This window comes from Paenibacillus vortex V453 (genome assembly GCF_000193415.1).
Taxonomy (GTDB): Bacteria; Bacillota; Bacilli; order Paenibacillales; family Paenibacillaceae; genus Paenibacillus_AQ; species Paenibacillus_AQ glucanolyticus.
The window spans coordinates 124373-138481 of the sequence record NZ_ADHJ01000039.1; the positions used below are offsets into that span (position 1 = coordinate 124373).

The following is a 14109-nucleotide window of genomic DNA, read 5'->3' on the forward strand; positions in this document are numbered from 1 at the left end:
AATGATTATCATTTTCATTCATAAAAATAGCATGCCAACATAATGGTGTCAATCCAAATTTGGAAGGATATGCATGACATTCGGTTCCGAATGGACTCTGTGAAGAGACCCATTCCACACAAAAACCCCGCCACAGGCACTTGATTCAAGTGTCTGTGGCGGGGTTCATTGTTTAGCCTATTCGATTTATGACAAGCAGTATTTTACCAGCGCTTCGTGTACGCCATCCTCGTTATTTGAAGTCGTCACCGCATTGGCAGCAGCCTTTACTTCCACAGGAGAATTATCCATCGCAATACCCATACCGGCAAAAGTCAGCATCGTGATATCATTAAAGTAATTGCCGATGGCAAGCACCTCTTCCTGTTGATAACCTCTATTGGCTGCCAGCTGCTTCAGCGCATTTCCTTTGGATGCATCACGATGCATGAGATCGATAAAGAACTCCCCGCTTCGCAGCATGTTGAGTGGAAGGTTCCACTTGCTCCAATCCCCGTAAACCCGGTCCATATCGGCCGACTCGCCGAAAGCCGTAAGTTTCACCACCGGGCCCGACAGCTCCTCCCATGCCGGGAGGTTGCTTGGCAGCATCAAGTAGTTTTCATACATAAACCGAACAGGGCCAGCAAGCTCCTCCACTTGGTCCACATACATCTCAAATGCAGTATTCACGTCAAAATGCACGCCATGCTCACGGCAGTATTTCATGAAGGGCTCGAGCTGAAGGGGATCCATGCCGAACTGATGCACAATCTTCTGGGTCTCCACTTCGACCGTTGCCGCGCCGTTATGACTGATAACATAACCGCCAAGACCCATACTTTTCATAAAAGGAATCGAATTCAGCGGACCTCTTCCTGTGCACAGTACAATTTCTACCCCTTGTTTTGCAGCTTCCATGACGGTGTTTCTGGTTTTTTCCGTAATTTCATGATCATCGTTCAGCAGCGTTCCGTCAACATCCAGTGCCACCAACTTGTATGCCATTCTCCATCCATCCTTTTAAATATCTATTTCTCTATAATGACGCTGTTCTTCCAATCAAAGCCAGCTCTTCTTCGGTCAGCTCCCGATATGTCCCGATCTCGAGACTTTTATCCAGTCGAAGCTCACCCATGCTGACTCTTTTGAGATACACGACCTTCTTGCCGACCGCCTCGAACATCCGCTTTACCTGATGAAATTTTCCCTCATGAATCGTCAGTGAGATGCGCGACAGAATGACTCCGTCATCCCGTTCCTCATGGGAATGGATCACCAGCTCCGCTGGCATGGTAGCATACCCGTCATCCAGGGTGACCCCCGCAGCAAACAGCCGGGCATCTTCTTCCCCGACGCGGCCTTCTACAATCGCTTCATAGGTTTTGGGGATATGCTTTCGCGGTGACAGTAGTTCATGGGCCAATTTACCGTCGTTTGTCAGCAGCAGCAGTCCTTCCGTATCCTTATCCAGTCTGCCCACCGGGAACGGCTCGAAGACAAGATAATCCTTGTCCAGAAGATCCAGCACCGTTCGATCCCGAAGGTCTTCTGTTGCCGAAACGACACCCGGAGGTTTGTGCAGCATTATATACACGTATTCCCGGTATTGAATGGTCTCACCCTCAAACTCAATGATGTCCGTATAAGGATCAACATGTTTGCCGGGATCTTTCATCACCGTGCCATTAACAACAATGCTTCCTTGTTTGGCCATTTTCTTCAGCTCGGCACGTGAGCCGAAACCCAGATTAGAGAGCACCTTGTCCAATCTTTGCGTTGTTCTTCCCTTTGCACTCATACCGATGTCCACCTCCAACCTGCCGGATACTCATTCTTCAGCATGCCTGCCTGCCATTTGCCCCATCCCGCTGAGTACCCGTCTATACAGACTAACACATAACCCTTAGCTTCAGCACCCTGACGGCATACCACGCGCTCCTCAGAGATCGACAGGGTTTCGCCTTTCAAATAACGTACCGCTTCCCCGTCCTCGGAGGACAGACTCACATATCTTGCAGCCTCCTCCGGATGAAGCGCCGTCGCCAGGGGATGACCGGGCACGAACCGTTCATTCTTCAGTTGTCCCATATACCATCCAGGACGGATCACCTTCAGTTGCTTCAGCCGATCTTCCGGCAGCGAAGATATATACACGTGGTTTCCATACAACACAGGGTATCCTGACAGACTTCCATGCAGCTGCTCGCGGATAAAGTCATAAAACGGATCGATTGAGATGTAATCCGCCTGACGATCCCCACTGCCCCGGCGTGATGTCTGCTGACGAGCAGCACTTTTACCGCTTTTACTGTTTTTCCCGGATTGCCCCATCTTTTCTTCCCGGAGTGACAGTTTCCCTTTGCGCTCGCGCGGTTTATCAGTTCGGGAGGAGACGGCAAGCGTCCCGTCGTTCGAATGGTCCTGCAGCATCAAGGCAGCCCGTTTCGATTCGTCATCCCCTGAAGTCAGCTCGCCCTCCCGCTGAAGCACAGCCATAAAATGCCCTTCACCCTTCACCTTATGCGGCCACAACCTGGCCGTTCCGGTCAGCTGTATCAGTACGTCGTCCCCCACGTGCCCTTGTCCTGTCAGCCACTTGGTTTCACCCGGGGAGAAATAGTCCGAATGCTCCACTGGGACTAAGCGAAAATCCTGATGGTTGTTCAGAAACTCCGCAATCATCCCCTCATTCTCCTCCGGTGAGAAGGTGCAGGTGGAATACACGAGCCGACCTCCAGGCGTAAGCATTTTTGCAGCCGACGTCAAGATTTCCCGCTGCATCTCTGCAAATTTAAGGGGAGACGATTCTTCCCAATACTTCAGCATGGATTCGTCTTTACGGAACATTCCTTCGCCGGAGCAGGGAGCATCAATTAATATTTTCGTGAAAAATCGGGGGAAAGCCCCGGCAATCCGCTCCGGGTCCTCATTAAGAACGACGGCGTTCCGGACGCCGTACATTTCCAGGTTTTTGGCCAGCGCCTTCGTCCGGTCGGGATGAAGATCATTGCTGACCAGTACTCCCTCCCCCTTCAGCTTGGCCGCAATTTGCGTGGATTTGCCGCCAGGGGCTGCGCACAGATCCAGCACGATATCCCCAGGGGCAACGCCCAGCAATTCAACCGGCGCCATGGCGCTGGGCTCCTGTATATAATAAAGCCCTGCATGATAGTAAGGGTGCCGTCCCGGGCGTTCCCCATCCCGAATATAAAAACCGGTAGAACACCAGGGAATGGGCTCCAGCTCAAAGGGCGATACCTTCAGGAATTCCTCTCTGCTGATCTTCAGCGTATTGACCCGAATGCCTGCATACGGAAGCTGTTCATACGACTTCATAAAATTGTCATAGTTTTCGCCAAGCAGCGATTTCATCTTCGCCAGAAACGGCGAAGGCAGACGTAATGCCATACTAAGTACCTACCTGTTCTGTATCGTATCGGTTTAAATGATATTTTCGCATTACCGAAGCGGACTTTCGCATGTTCCGCTCCGACTTTTAATATTGTATAATAAACTACATTAAAAAGGACAAGTCCTTGTTATTATTAATCATTAGGGGGTGGATCCATGAACCGCAAAAAAAAGAATAAATACACCGCGTTATACGCCTTTGGCGGAGTCTTCATTGTATTGGTCGCTGCACTCTTTTTCCTGAACGGTCAAGGAGAAGCAAGCGAATTGTATGGCGGTAAGAAGGTCTCCAGCCTGAACCCAGCCACGCAGGAACTCCTTAATGATCCGAACTACCAGCAAATTATTTTGCCGGATCAGCTGAAGAGCAAGGTAGACAACAAAGAGAACTTTTTCGTATACTTCTTTGCTTCCGACTGTCCGCACTGCCGGGCGACAACCCCGGAATTGATGCCTTTAGCAGATGATGCCGGCATTACGATGCACCAGTATAACCTCCGTGAGTACCAGGAAGGCTGGAGGGAATACAACATTGAGTTCACCCCAACGCTTGTCTACTATGAGAACGGTGTGGAGAAAGAACGCATGATTGGCGGATTGAAGCCGGAAGGCTCCAGTGAAGGCTACTCGGTGGATGACTTCAAGCAATTCCTTGATAAATACAAGGGGAGCGTGACGCCATGAACCGCACTCGCGCTATACTCTTTACCTTCGTCATTTCAGGCATGCTGCTTACCGCTTGCGGCGGCAAAGAATCCGCTGTGGGGCATCAGCACGGCGCCGATTCTGAACGATACGAGACAACTGCGAGCCTGACGGTCATGCCGGAATTCCTGTCGAGTTATACCGACAATACGCAAGCAACCTATGCCACGGTCGCCGAATTAGAGGACATCATCAAGGATATCAAATGTTATTGCGGCTGTATGGATGAGGAAACCGGCTATCACGATTCCCTCCACCGCTGCTTCATCGCCGAGAGCAAGGACGGCGAAGTCAAATGGACGGACCATGGCGCCCAATGCGGCATCTGTCTGACCGAGCTGCAGGATGCCAAGCGGCTTCATGATGAAGGAAAATCCGTCGAGGAGATCAAAGAGTTCATCGATAACAAATACAAAGGCACCGAATCCTGATCGCTGCATTTCCGCATAAAAGAGCTGCCCGGAGTAGATCACTCTACAGACGGGCAGCTCTTTTTTTCACCTTGTTTCCCCTTGGCACTTCCCATTCAATGGGAATGTGACCGTTCCGGCTTTCGCCGCTGCGGAATGTTGGGTTTTATATTCTCCGAAGCCATCTCAACCGCCTGCCTAAGCTCAGTATCCCCAATTTCTATGGTCAGATCCCTATAGGGAAAAGGATGAGCGTCATAGGATGACAGCTGCTTGGCATAACGGCGCACCTCACTCACCAGCTTCCCAAGGGAGATTCCCAGTTCATCCTCAGGATACACCTCAAGCCAGGATACGGCGCTGGTGAACATCTTGTACGCTCCTCTTACATTGTTGTTCCGAAAATGAAAGAGCCCCACAGCCACTTGCAGCAGTCCCTTATATCTTGGATCGCGGTCCTGCTCAAGCCACAGCTCCTCAAGCACCTCATGACATTCGAAATAATCCTGATCGCGGTTGAAATATACCAGGTAAGCTACGTATAACGGTTCATAACTCATGTTCGTTTACTTTCTTCTTCGCTTCGGAGAGCAGCTCTTTGACCTCGTCGAGCAGTACCTTCATCGCATCCATGTCGTGATTTTGCCAAATCACGTTAAACCGGCTCTGAAATGCAATCGCCTCATTAACCAGATGAAAGAAATACAGCTTGTGAATCGCATTCAGCACCTGCGTCGTAATATTCGAGTCATCCTCGAACTTGCGCTGTGCCTCCAAAATATCCTCGCGGATGCTCGACATCTCCGTATCCAGCGTGTTGGCTGCTTCTCCGGCCTTCTTCAGCCGTGCCCGGATATCATCCGGAAGGCTTTCCCGGTACTTGTAGCTGAGCGAATGCTCAATCGTCGCCCAGAAGTTCATGGCCAATGTGCGGACCTGGATTTCGGCAAGAACTTTCTTTTGTCCCAGGGCAGTTTGCACCGGGTACTCGATAATCATATGAAAGCTACGATAGCCGCTTTCTTTGAAGTTGGTAATATAATCTTTCTCAAATAATACGGTCAAGTCCTTCCGTGCCCGGATGTATTCGGCAACCCGCCGGATATCCTCCACGAACTGACACATGATTCGAATGCCTGCGATATCCTCAATCCCGGTTTCCAACTCGTCCATCGGCACATTGAGGCGCTTCGCCTTGTCCAGTATGCTCGAGATCCGTTTGACCCGACCCGTTACGAATTCGATAGGTGCGTATTCCTCCCGCTTCTTCAGCTCGGAGCGCATCGTCTTGAATTTGACCTTCAATTCCTCAACGGTCTGCTCATACGGAAGCAAAAATGTCCCCCAGTCTCTAACGTCCATCGCCTTGCCTCCTGTCTTTAACCCCTTTACCGATGATTAGCCCCGACGGCTTCGGAAATATGGTTGAATCCATCCCGTGCAAGCAGATCCCGAAGACCGGAATGCAGCTTGCGGTTCACCTCAGGCCCTTCATAGATAAGTGCTGTATAAATCTCCACCAGGCTTGCGCCTGCGCGTATTTTGTCATATGCATCTCTCGCCGTAAAAATCCCGCCAGACCCGATAATCGGAAGCGAACCGCCCGTCTGCTTATAAATGCGGGATACAATCTCTGTAGAGCGCTCACGCAGCGGCTTCCCGCTAAGGCCGCCGGTTTCCTTGGCATGACCGTGAGTCAGACCCTCCCGGGAAAGCGTTGTATTTGTTGCGATAATACCCGAAACGCCGCTTGTGCTAATCGTATCCACCATGAACTCCAGTTCGGCATCACTTACATCCGGCGCAATCTTCACCAGAACGGCCTTATCGCCTCCATGGATTTGGGCTTGCCGTGACATTTCGTTCTTAACGGCTTCCAGCAAAGATGCCAATTCGCTTCCATGCTGAAGGCTGCGCAAGTCCGGCGTATTGGGTGAGCTGATATTGACAACAAAAAAGTCACCATACGGAAATAAAGCTTGGATGCAAGCTTCGTAATCACCGTTGGCTTTCTCGTTCGGAGTCGCTTTGTTCTTCCCGATATTCACGGCAACCGGAATACGGCGTTCCTTGAGTGCTGACAGCCTCTTTGCCATCGCCTCTGCACCTTCGTTGTTGAAGCCCATCCGATTGATGAGCGCCTCATCCGGAGGAAGCCGGAACAATCGCGGCTGTTCATTGCCCGGTTGTCCCTTCGGGGTCACCGTGCCTACTTCCATAAATCCGAAGCCGATGGAGGAGAATCCTTTGACGGCCTGTGCATTTTTATCCAACCCGGCGGCAAGTCCGACCGGTGTCGGGAAATGAAGCCCGAACAGGTCCACAGCCAAATCCGGTGTTTCGCTAACACCGTACATCCCCCGCATGACAGCGTCTGCGCCGACCACGCCGGAGGCACGTCCAAGCCCGCCAACGACAAGGTGGTGAGCCTTTTCGGGATCCAGTTTAAAAAATATAGGTTTGCCTATGTTGCGGTACAGCACATCCACTCTTCCTCTCATCCAGTTATTTCTCTATCCTTCAGTTTATCCGTTTCTGTCTACAAAAAGAAAGTTCTTCAGCATAAACCAGGCTATCGACTAATGAGGAAGTGATATGGTAATTTTAGGACAAACCTTATACAATAATAGAAGGTTGTATAAATATTTTCGCGATTATAAGAGAAAGAGGGGAAAGACCATGTCAGCCAAACGTAAACCTCCAACTTTGCAGCAGAAAAAAGAAGAGGTTAATAAGAAGGCCCTCGTATGGATCGGCTCCGGCATCGCTCTTCTTATTATCCTGATTATCGTTCTGATTGTTATTGCCCAGCCTTAATCCAGCCAGTGGTACACCTTGCCGGGGTTAGTCTGACCCTGGGAATGCTTGAGCTTAAAGCGCTCTTTCGGCGTCCACAGTTCTTCAGGAAGGACCCCTTCCCGGATTTTCACGGCTGTCCCCATCGGAATCATGTCAAACAGCTCTTCCACATCTTGCTTGAGCATTCGAATACACCCCTCGGATTCATTCGCTCCAATGCTGTCCACATCTTCAGTGCCGTGTATAGCGTATAACGTATCGGAAAGCTGCATTCCCCGCGTGCCATAGGGACCCTTCGTGGTCCCGTTCGGATTCACAACCTTATCACTGATATGAAAATCGCCCAGCGGCGTCTTCGCTCCGCCTAGCCCGACAGCATAATTACGCAGCAGGACAGAGCCGCTTACAACGGCAAGACGATGATGCTTGCGATCAATGATAACCTGAAGCGGCTGCTCAAAAAAAGGATCGCCTTTCGGTGAAGTTCCCCAGTACCCCGGCTCTTCTGTCATGTGCCCTTGTTGATTCCCTTGTCCGCCTGCTCCCTGCGACTGCTGCTTCATCAGAGCCCCGAACATGTCCTCCATCGCCTTGGAGCGTCCCGACAGCCAATTGTCAGGATACGGTTGTGTCAGATCATTCAAGCTCTTCGGCAGCTGGTCATGCCTGGCCTTATACCTGTTGGCCGCCTCCTGCAGAACCGCCGTTTCGACCTGCAAGTTCGCCCATCGTTCCGCCCCCCGCTTAAGCGCCGAGCTGCTCGCGGGTTCACAATTACATTCTCCTGCTGCTCCTTCATAAGGCTGAATGGCGATAGCCCCTTGATCATTGCGGTGCAGTCCGTATAATCGCTCCATATCCTTGCTCCATAGCAGCCATTTGCCCGAGCGCTTCATTCCAAGCGCAACAGACCAGGCAGGCAGCTGCCGAGGCTGCTGGAGGAGTGAGGGCAGCATGCCGGAGGAATTATTCGCCTGACCGGATGCAACGGCTATGTATAGGGGTTCGTTACGGGAATGATTCTTCCCTTTATTGGCGGAAGAAGCTGAAACCGGCTCATCCGGCGGGAATCCGCCTTCTGCAACTTCCGCTGAAGAAGAGCCTGGCGCCTGGGTTGGCGGAATGAATACCAATAGCAATAACACCAGCGCTGCAAGCAAACGCCGGATGCGTTTCCGTTTGAGGTCCTTATCCCTCTCCATCTCCAATAAACGCTGCTCATAATTTTTCCATATATCAGACGGAACCTGACTGAGCTCAAAGGCTTCGTAGACTCCCTCCGCCTTATTGTAGCAATAGTTGGCCTTCCCCTGTTCACCGGCTTGCTCATATTCCTTGCCCAGCAAATACCAGGCCATTTTATTATCAGGATGCGTCTCCACATACCTTTTGAGGTACAGCGAATTGTTCATTCGAGAGCCTCCTATATGACATTTTTACCTCTATTATCCTGTATATCGGTATAATGACACCAAATATGTATGAATGCCTATATACGAAAAAACGCCCCCTGCCGTTGAGGAGCAGAGGACGTCGGTATAAGTTCAATTAAGATGGAATATCAGGGATCGAGCGGTGTTCTTATTCTGCGTCAAACGGCTCGTCTGCAATCCGAATTGAATCCGTCGGGCAGCCGTCGCAAGCATCCAGCATATCGTCATGCATATCTTCCGGAATTTCGGTTACCCCGCGGTTGTTGTCTCCGTTGAAAATAACTTCTGCCAGGCCTTCGTCGTCGTAATCATAAATATCGGGTGCCGTTGCGCCGCATGCGCCGCAAGCGATGCAGGTATCTTTATCTACCCAAGTAAACTTCGCCATAGTCTCTCTTCCTCCTGTATATCTATAAACATCTCTATAAGACATAGTATAATATGACGGGTCACCCGTCACCATCTACATATATTAATACAATTTTTTTAGGAATACAAATATATTCCCTAAGATTTTCCGACAAAAATCGGCTCTGCACCTAAGGAAATCAACAACTTTAACTAGTTGTCAAATGATTTGCGATCTGCCTCCTCGGAGGAGGGTCGCTCTGTCTTTTTGTTACCCTGCTCAAGATCCCTTACAAAATCCATCTGCAAGGAAGTCCCTCGCCGTTTATGATTGCGGATGAGTGACGATGGATCATCGCCAAGCATTCCCGCGGTCAGCACCGCACTCTCGCCGAATTTATTGCGCAGTTCGTCCATGACCCGGGTCAGCGACTCCTTCTTCGGCTGTTTCTCATAATCGAACAAGTCCAGCTGAATCGCAGATTCCTCCTTGGCGATCAGCTGCTGCAGCGTAACGCCGAGAAGACGGAGCGGCTTGTCCTGCTTCCAGTGCCGATCATACAGCTTACACGCCTCGCGGTAGATATCCTCCGTCGTTTCCGTCGGGATAGCGAGATGTCTGGATCTGGTAATGGTCTTCATATCCGGTGTACGGAGCGTGATCTGTATACCGCTGGTCATCAGCCCCTGCCTGCGAAGCCGGCGTGCCACCTGATCGCTCAGATTGAGCAGCACCCTTCTCGCCTCATGTGCCGAGGTAACGTCCTGCGGGAGCGTGGTCGTATGCCCGATCGATTTGCTCTGCTCCCGTTCTGCGACCACCGGCGCATGGTCTATGCCGCTGGCCGCGCGTTTCATCCACGATCCCATGACACCGAACGTGGCGGTTAGCAGGCTTTCTTCAGCAGCGGCGAGCTGGCCGATGGTCTGAATATTCAGCTTCCGCAGCTTCTCGGCGGTCTTGCTGCCGATGCCGAACAATTCCGCACATGGCTTGTTCCACAGCACCTGCGGCACATCCCGAATCCGCAGGACGGACAGCCCGTTAGGCTTTTTCATATCCGAGGCCATCTTGGCAAGCAGTTTGTTGGGAGCAATGCCGACGGAGCATGGCAGTGACAGCTCCTCGCGAATGCGTTCCTGGATTTCCCGGGCGATATCCAGCGGCGTGCCGAACTGCTTCGAGCCCGTAATATCCAGATAACATTCATCAATCGAAGTCGCTTCCAATAACGGGGTATACGCATAAGCTATATTCATAAACGCATTGGAATACTTGCGGTAGAGATGAAAATCAGGCTGGATAATTATCAAGTCAGGGTGGATCCGCAGGGCCTGTCTCACATTCATTCCGGTGCGTATGCCGAGTGACCGTGCGGCGTAGGAGCATGTCACAATGACGCCTTTTCGCAGCTCGATGCTGCCTGCAACAGCCGTAGGCTTGCCCCGATAGATCTCCGGCTCCTCCGCCTCATGCACGGAACAGTAAAAAGCATTCATATCCACATGAAGAATAACGCGGCCGCTGGCCGGATAATAATGGTCGATATGTCCCACGGACGGATTCCTTCTTTCTTTCGGTTCGGTTCTACTTAACTCTGATAACTGCCCTCAGCTTGAAACTCATTTTGAATAATTCTCACATTTTCCTTGTGACACTCCGCCGTAAATTCGGAGACAAATCCGTGCTCCTCCTGCAGCTGATCAAGGGCCATATCATCGCCATCAACCACAGCCTGACGCAGCCGCTCCAGATAGCTCCGGGCGATCTCCACTCTTCGATCCATCTCCGATTGGCTTGTCGTATGCTGGCCATGCCCCGGGATGAGTAGAGTTACCGGATGCTCTTTCAGTATCCTTGCAGCTTGGCGAATCGTCTCCTCATAGTCCCATGCACTGTGGTAGATAAACGGGAGCTCAAAATCGGATAAATAGTCACCGGATGCAAATACGCATACGCCCACGGAGTCAATCACGGTGAACAGACCGTCAGCCGTATGTCCCGGCGCTTTATAGAACGTAAGTGTCGTGGAACCTAGTGCGAGCTGCTGTCCATCTTCCTCGATAACGACATCAAGCACAGGGAATTCTATGGGATAGTTGCGAGTAATATAATAGGAAGCATCAAAATCACGAATTAATTTCAGTTTACGCTCTTTGTCCGGGTGATCTCGGAGTCCGGCACTTCCAATCGTCTTGGCATCCGGAAAAGCTTTATATCCAATTATATGGTCATAGTCTCCATGCGTGAAGATGAGATAACAATCCCTGCCTCCCCGAACCCCGTTAACATGTTCACGGATTTCATCGATTTCGTGCGGCAGCCAGTTCGGATCGATGATAATGATGCTCTCATCAAGCTGGATGACCGTTGAAGTGGTCTGAAATAACGCACTTTGAAAAACCGTCACCTGATCATCAGAATTATTGAATCATGGCAAGAACTCCATTCCATTATATTTGGTTTAGACATCGGAGTGTCTATGTTATATTTCATCAGGAATCAAAGAATACGGTACCAATGCCTTCAGCATAACGCTCACGCCTGACGATGGTCAACAATGGAGACGCTTTGTGAAAAGTTTTTTACTCTGTTACTTTCCCGCAAAGAAATGCTATAATACAAAATTATAAACAATGCGGTCCAATCCCGGACACCCAAAGGAGGACATCATGTCTAAGTCCATTTCCATCTTTGATACGACACTTCGCGACGGAACCCAAGGCGAAGGAATCAGCTTGTCAGCGGACGACAAGGTCAAAATCGCCAAGAAACTCGATGCACTTGGTGTTCATTATATTGAAGGCGGTATCCCGGGAAGCAACAGCAAGGACATCGAATTTTTCAAAAGAGTCCAGGATCTCGGCCTGACTTCAAAAGTAACCGCTTTTGGCAGCACCCGCCGCAAAGGTTCCATTGCTGATCAGGATGCCAATCTGCTTCGAATACTGGAATCCGGAGTCTCAGCGGCTACCCTGGTCGGGAAGTCTTGGGATTTCCACGTTCACACCGCACTTCAGACGACACTTGAAGAGAATCTGGCCATGATCTATGACTCCATCGCCTTTCTTAAACAGAGAGGCCTGGAAGTGATTTTTGATGCCGAGCACTTTTTTGACGGCTTTAAGAACAATCCGGAATATGCCGTTGCCGTCTTGTCCAAGGCACGGGATGCAGGTGCTGACTGGCTCGTTATGTGCGACACAAACGGAGGGAGTCTGCCGCATGAAATCTCGGACATCGTCACTTCTTTAACCGGGCAGCTCCCTGGCGCTCCACTCGGCATTCATACACACAATGATTGCGAGCTTGCCGTTGCCAACACCCTGAGCGCTGTACAGGCTGGTGTCCAGCATGTCCAAGGCACCATGAATGGATACGGAGAGCGATGCGGCAATGCAAATCTGTGCTCCATCATTCCGAATCTCCAGCTGAAGCTGGGTTATGATTGCATCGGGGACGATAAACTCCGCACCCTGACAAATACCGCACGTTATATCAGCGAAATCGCCAACGTGAATATGCCGGTTAATCAGCCGTATGTTGGCAACGCTGCCTTTGCCCATAAGGGAGGCATCCATGTCTCTGCGATTCTGCGCGATTCCAGAACGTACGAGCATATCGAGCCGGAGAAAGTCGGAAACAAGCAGCGTGTGCTGGTGTCGGAGCTGGCAGGACAGAGCAATATCGTATCCAAAGCGCAGGACATGGGTCTGGCCTTTGATCCGGCCAGCGAGCAATCCAAGCATATTATTGGCAAGATCAAGGAGCTTGAGCACGAAGGGTATCAATTCGAAGGCGCGGATGCTTCGCTGGAGCTGCTTCTTCGGGAAGCAAACGGAGAGCTTCAGGAGCTGTTCACGTTTGAATCCTTCAAAATGCTGGTGGAGAAGTCAGCCGGGCAGCCGGTCGTTTCCGAAGCCTTCGTCAAAGTCAACGTGGCCGGCGAGAGCATCTATACCGCAGCGGAAGGCAACGGTCCTGTCAACGCGCTCGATAATGCACTGCGTAAAGCACTGGTCCAATACTTCCCGACACTCAAGGAAATGCATCTAGCTGATTATAAGGTCCGTGTGCTGGATGACAAGGACGCAACCGCTGCTAAAGTAAGGGTTCTGATCGAATCCAAGAACTTCGAGAATGCCTGGAACACGGTTGGCGTATCCAGCAACGTCATTGAGGCGAGCTGGGAAGCGCTTGTGGATAGTATGCGCTATGCGCTGCTAGGCCAGATTTCACCGGAGCAGACACATGAATCCGCCGCAAGGCAAGGCTTGATTAATCATTGATTTCTGAAATATAAATAAAAGCGCGTATCCGCTATGAACATAGGGAACGCGCTTTTTGATGTCTTACCTCCATCTGACGATTACTTCACCAGCTTGGCAACCTTCTTGTGAAGATCCTCGGGAGCAGGAGCGCCAAGAATAATTTCTTGGATCACGCCATTTCGATCGATAAGGACATTGGTCGGGAACACTTGCCCTTTATACAAATTCTCGAACACCTCTCCTTTCGGATCAAGCAGGATCGGATATCGAAGTTTAAAATCCTTGACGAATTGACGAGCTTTCTTCTCATTGTCGTACTTGGACACGTTCACGCCATAGATTTCAAGCTCATCTGCATATTTCTCTGCCAGCTTGTCAAGCTCTGGGGCTTCCTGCTTGCATGGTTCGCACCAGGATGCCCAGAAGTTGATGATCATGGCTTTATCGCGCGCTCCGCCGCCGGCATAAGACTTGTCGTCCATCCCCTTCAGGGTAAATGCAGGAGCCAGAAGCCCTGCCCGGGCCCCGGTCTCTGTCGGGAGCGGTTTTTCCTGCATGAATACGGCTTGAATTTGATCACCGGCTTGATTATAGATAACCGCACCTGCTGCGACGATGAGCAGAGCGATAATGATCAGGTTACGTTTCATAGGCATAGGTTCCTTTGCTTATCTTAGTTATAGTCCCTATTGTACCCTGAAACCCTAATCTTTCAAACACACCACGACCTGAATTTTATCTGGAGGAAA

General features: G+C 50.7%; 15 protein-coding genes. 4 read left to right on the top strand and 11 right to left on the bottom strand.

Features of this window, described 5'->3' with window-relative positions; translation table 11 throughout:
* Nucleotides 1-186: 186 nt before the first annotated feature.
* Genes PVOR_RS21925 through PVOR_RS21935 form a run of 3 tightly spaced genes read right to left on the bottom strand, consistent with a single transcriptional unit; the run spans nt 187 to nt 3390 of the window.
* Complete coding sequence (locus PVOR_RS21925) at nt 187-987, bottom strand: Cof-type HAD-IIB family hydrolase (protein WP_006211674.1); 801 nt, start codon at nt 985-987, stop codon at nt 187-189.
* Nucleotides 988-1018: 31 nt separating this feature from the next.
* Complete coding sequence (locus tag PVOR_RS21930) at nt 1019-1780, bottom strand: pseudouridine synthase (protein ID WP_006211675.1); 762 nt, start codon at nt 1778-1780, stop codon at nt 1019-1021.
* Nucleotides 1777-3390, bottom strand: a complete 1614-nt coding sequence (locus tag PVOR_RS21935; RefSeq protein WP_006211676.1) for an RsmB/NOP family class I SAM-dependent RNA methyltransferase — start codon at nt 3388-3390, stop codon at nt 1777-1779. The genes PVOR_RS21930 and PVOR_RS21935 overlap by 4 nt, the downstream gene beginning before the upstream one ends.
* A 159-nt stretch (nt 3391-3549) precedes the next feature.
* Here PVOR_RS21935 and PVOR_RS21940 point away from each other — a divergent pair, with 159 nt between their 5' ends.
* Together PVOR_RS21940 and PVOR_RS21945 are read left to right on the top strand one after the other, a co-directional pair.
* On the top strand, nt 3550-4077 hold the full coding sequence (locus PVOR_RS21940) for a thioredoxin family protein (RefSeq protein ID WP_006211677.1): 528 nt from the start codon (nt 3550-3552) through the stop codon (nt 4075-4077).
* Nucleotides 4074-4529, top strand: a complete 456-nt coding sequence (locus PVOR_RS21945; RefSeq protein ID WP_006211678.1) for a PCYCGC motif-containing (lipo)protein — start codon at nt 4074-4076, stop codon at nt 4527-4529. Before PVOR_RS21940 ends, PVOR_RS21945 begins: the two co-directional genes overlap by 4 nt.
* Nucleotides 4530-4624: 95 nt before the next feature.
* On the opposite strand, the gene PVOR_RS21950 is transcribed toward PVOR_RS21945, so the two are convergent.
* The 3 genes from PVOR_RS21950 to PVOR_RS21960 are packed head-to-tail and all read right to left on the bottom strand — an operon-like array spanning nt 4625 to nt 6991.
* Nucleotides 4625-5068, bottom strand: coding sequence for a DUF309 domain-containing protein (locus tag PVOR_RS21950; RefSeq protein ID WP_006211679.1), 444 nt, complete (start codon nt 5066-5068; stop codon nt 4625-4627).
* Entirely contained in the window at nt 5058-5870 is an 813-nt protein-coding gene (locus tag PVOR_RS21955) for a GTP pyrophosphokinase (protein WP_006211680.1), read from the bottom strand. The genes PVOR_RS21950 and PVOR_RS21955 overlap by 11 nt, the downstream gene beginning before the upstream one ends.
* A gap of 26 nt (nt 5871-5896) precedes the next feature.
* Nucleotides 5897-6991 (bottom strand): quinone-dependent dihydroorotate dehydrogenase, encoded by a 1095-nt coding sequence (locus PVOR_RS21960; RefSeq protein WP_172964037.1) that lies wholly within the window; start codon nt 6989-6991, stop codon nt 5897-5899.
* Between the two features lie 196 nt (nt 6992-7187).
* Between PVOR_RS21960 and PVOR_RS31095 the strand changes: the two genes are divergently transcribed.
* The gene (locus PVOR_RS31095; protein WP_006211682.1) at nt 7188-7325 is read left to right on the top strand and encodes a hypothetical protein; all 138 of its coding nucleotides are present in this window, start codon (nt 7188-7190) and stop codon (nt 7323-7325) included.
* Here the strand turns inward: PVOR_RS31095 and PVOR_RS21965 are convergent.
* The 4 genes from PVOR_RS21965 to PVOR_RS21980 all read right to left on the bottom strand — a co-directional run bounded on the left by PVOR_RS21965 (nt 7322) and on the right by PVOR_RS21980 (nt 11499).
* The gene (locus PVOR_RS21965) at nt 7322-8719 is read right to left on the bottom strand and encodes a L,D-transpeptidase (RefSeq protein WP_006211683.1); all 1398 of its coding nucleotides are present in this window, start codon (nt 8717-8719) and stop codon (nt 7322-7324) included. The two genes, PVOR_RS31095 and PVOR_RS21965, sit on opposite strands and share 4 nt — an antisense overlap.
* A 169-nt stretch (nt 8720-8888) precedes the next feature.
* Entirely contained in the window at nt 8889-9128 is a 240-nt protein-coding gene (locus PVOR_RS21970; protein ID WP_006211684.1) for a ferredoxin, read from the bottom strand.
* Nucleotides 9129-9301: 173 nt separating this feature from the next.
* Nucleotides 9302-10645, bottom strand: a complete 1344-nt coding sequence (locus tag PVOR_RS21975) for a DNA polymerase IV (RefSeq protein ID WP_006211685.1) — start codon at nt 10643-10645, stop codon at nt 9302-9304.
* A gap of 35 nt (nt 10646-10680) precedes the next feature.
* Nucleotides 10681-11499 carry an MBL fold metallo-hydrolase gene (locus PVOR_RS21980; protein WP_006211686.1) on the bottom strand — a complete coding sequence of 273 codons (819 nt, stop codon included), beginning with the start codon at nt 11497-11499 and terminating at the stop codon, nt 10681-10683.
* A 262-nt stretch (nt 11500-11761) separates the two neighbouring features.
* Between PVOR_RS21980 and cimA the strand changes: the two genes are divergently transcribed.
* Nucleotides 11762-13378, top strand: coding sequence for a citramalate synthase (gene cimA, locus PVOR_RS21985; protein WP_006211687.1), 1617 nt, complete (start codon nt 11762-11764; stop codon nt 13376-13378).
* 80 nt (nt 13379-13458) lie between these two features.
* On the opposite strand, the gene PVOR_RS21990 is transcribed toward cimA, so the two are convergent.
* The gene (locus PVOR_RS21990) at nt 13459-14010 is read right to left on the bottom strand and encodes a TlpA family protein disulfide reductase (RefSeq protein ID WP_006211688.1); all 552 of its coding nucleotides are present in this window, start codon (nt 14008-14010) and stop codon (nt 13459-13461) included.
* Nucleotides 14011-14109: the final 99 nt, after the last annotated feature.

Coding starts and splice junctions, on each gene's coding strand:
- PVOR_RS21925 (WP_006211674.1), bottom strand. CDS start 987: ATGGCATACAAGTTGGTGGCACTGGATGTTGACGGAACGCTGCTGAAC.
- PVOR_RS21930 (WP_006211675.1), bottom strand. CDS start 1,780: ATGAGTGCAAAGGGAAGAACAACGCAAAGATTGGACAAGGTGCTCTCT.
- PVOR_RS21935 (WP_006211676.1), bottom strand. CDS start 3,390: ATGGCATTACGTCTGCCTTCGCCGTTTCTGGCGAAGATGAAATCGCTG.
- PVOR_RS21940 (WP_006211677.1), top strand. CDS start 3,550: ATGAACCGCAAAAAAAAGAATAAATACACCGCGTTATACGCCTTTGGC.
- PVOR_RS21945 (WP_006211678.1), top strand. CDS start 4,074: ATGAACCGCACTCGCGCTATACTCTTTACCTTCGTCATTTCAGGCATG.
- PVOR_RS21950 (WP_006211679.1), bottom strand. CDS start 5,068: ATGAGTTATGAACCGTTATACGTAGCTTACCTGGTATATTTCAACCGC.
- PVOR_RS21955 (WP_006211680.1), bottom strand. CDS start 5,870: ATGGACGTTAGAGACTGGGGGACATTTTTGCTTCCGTATGAGCAGACC.
- PVOR_RS31095 (WP_006211682.1), top strand. CDS start 7,188: ATGTCAGCCAAACGTAAACCTCCAACTTTGCAGCAGAAAAAAGAAGAG.
- PVOR_RS21965 (WP_006211683.1), bottom strand. CDS start 8,719: ATGAACAATTCGCTGTACCTCAAAAGGTATGTGGAGACGCATCCTGAT.
- PVOR_RS21970 (WP_006211684.1), bottom strand. CDS start 9,128: ATGGCGAAGTTTACTTGGGTAGATAAAGATACCTGCATCGCTTGCGGC.
- cimA (WP_006211687.1), top strand. CDS start 11,762: ATGTCTAAGTCCATTTCCATCTTTGATACGACACTTCGCGACGGAACC.
- PVOR_RS21990 (WP_006211688.1), bottom strand. CDS start 14,010: ATGAAACGTAACCTGATCATTATCGCTCTGCTCATCGTCGCAGCAGGT.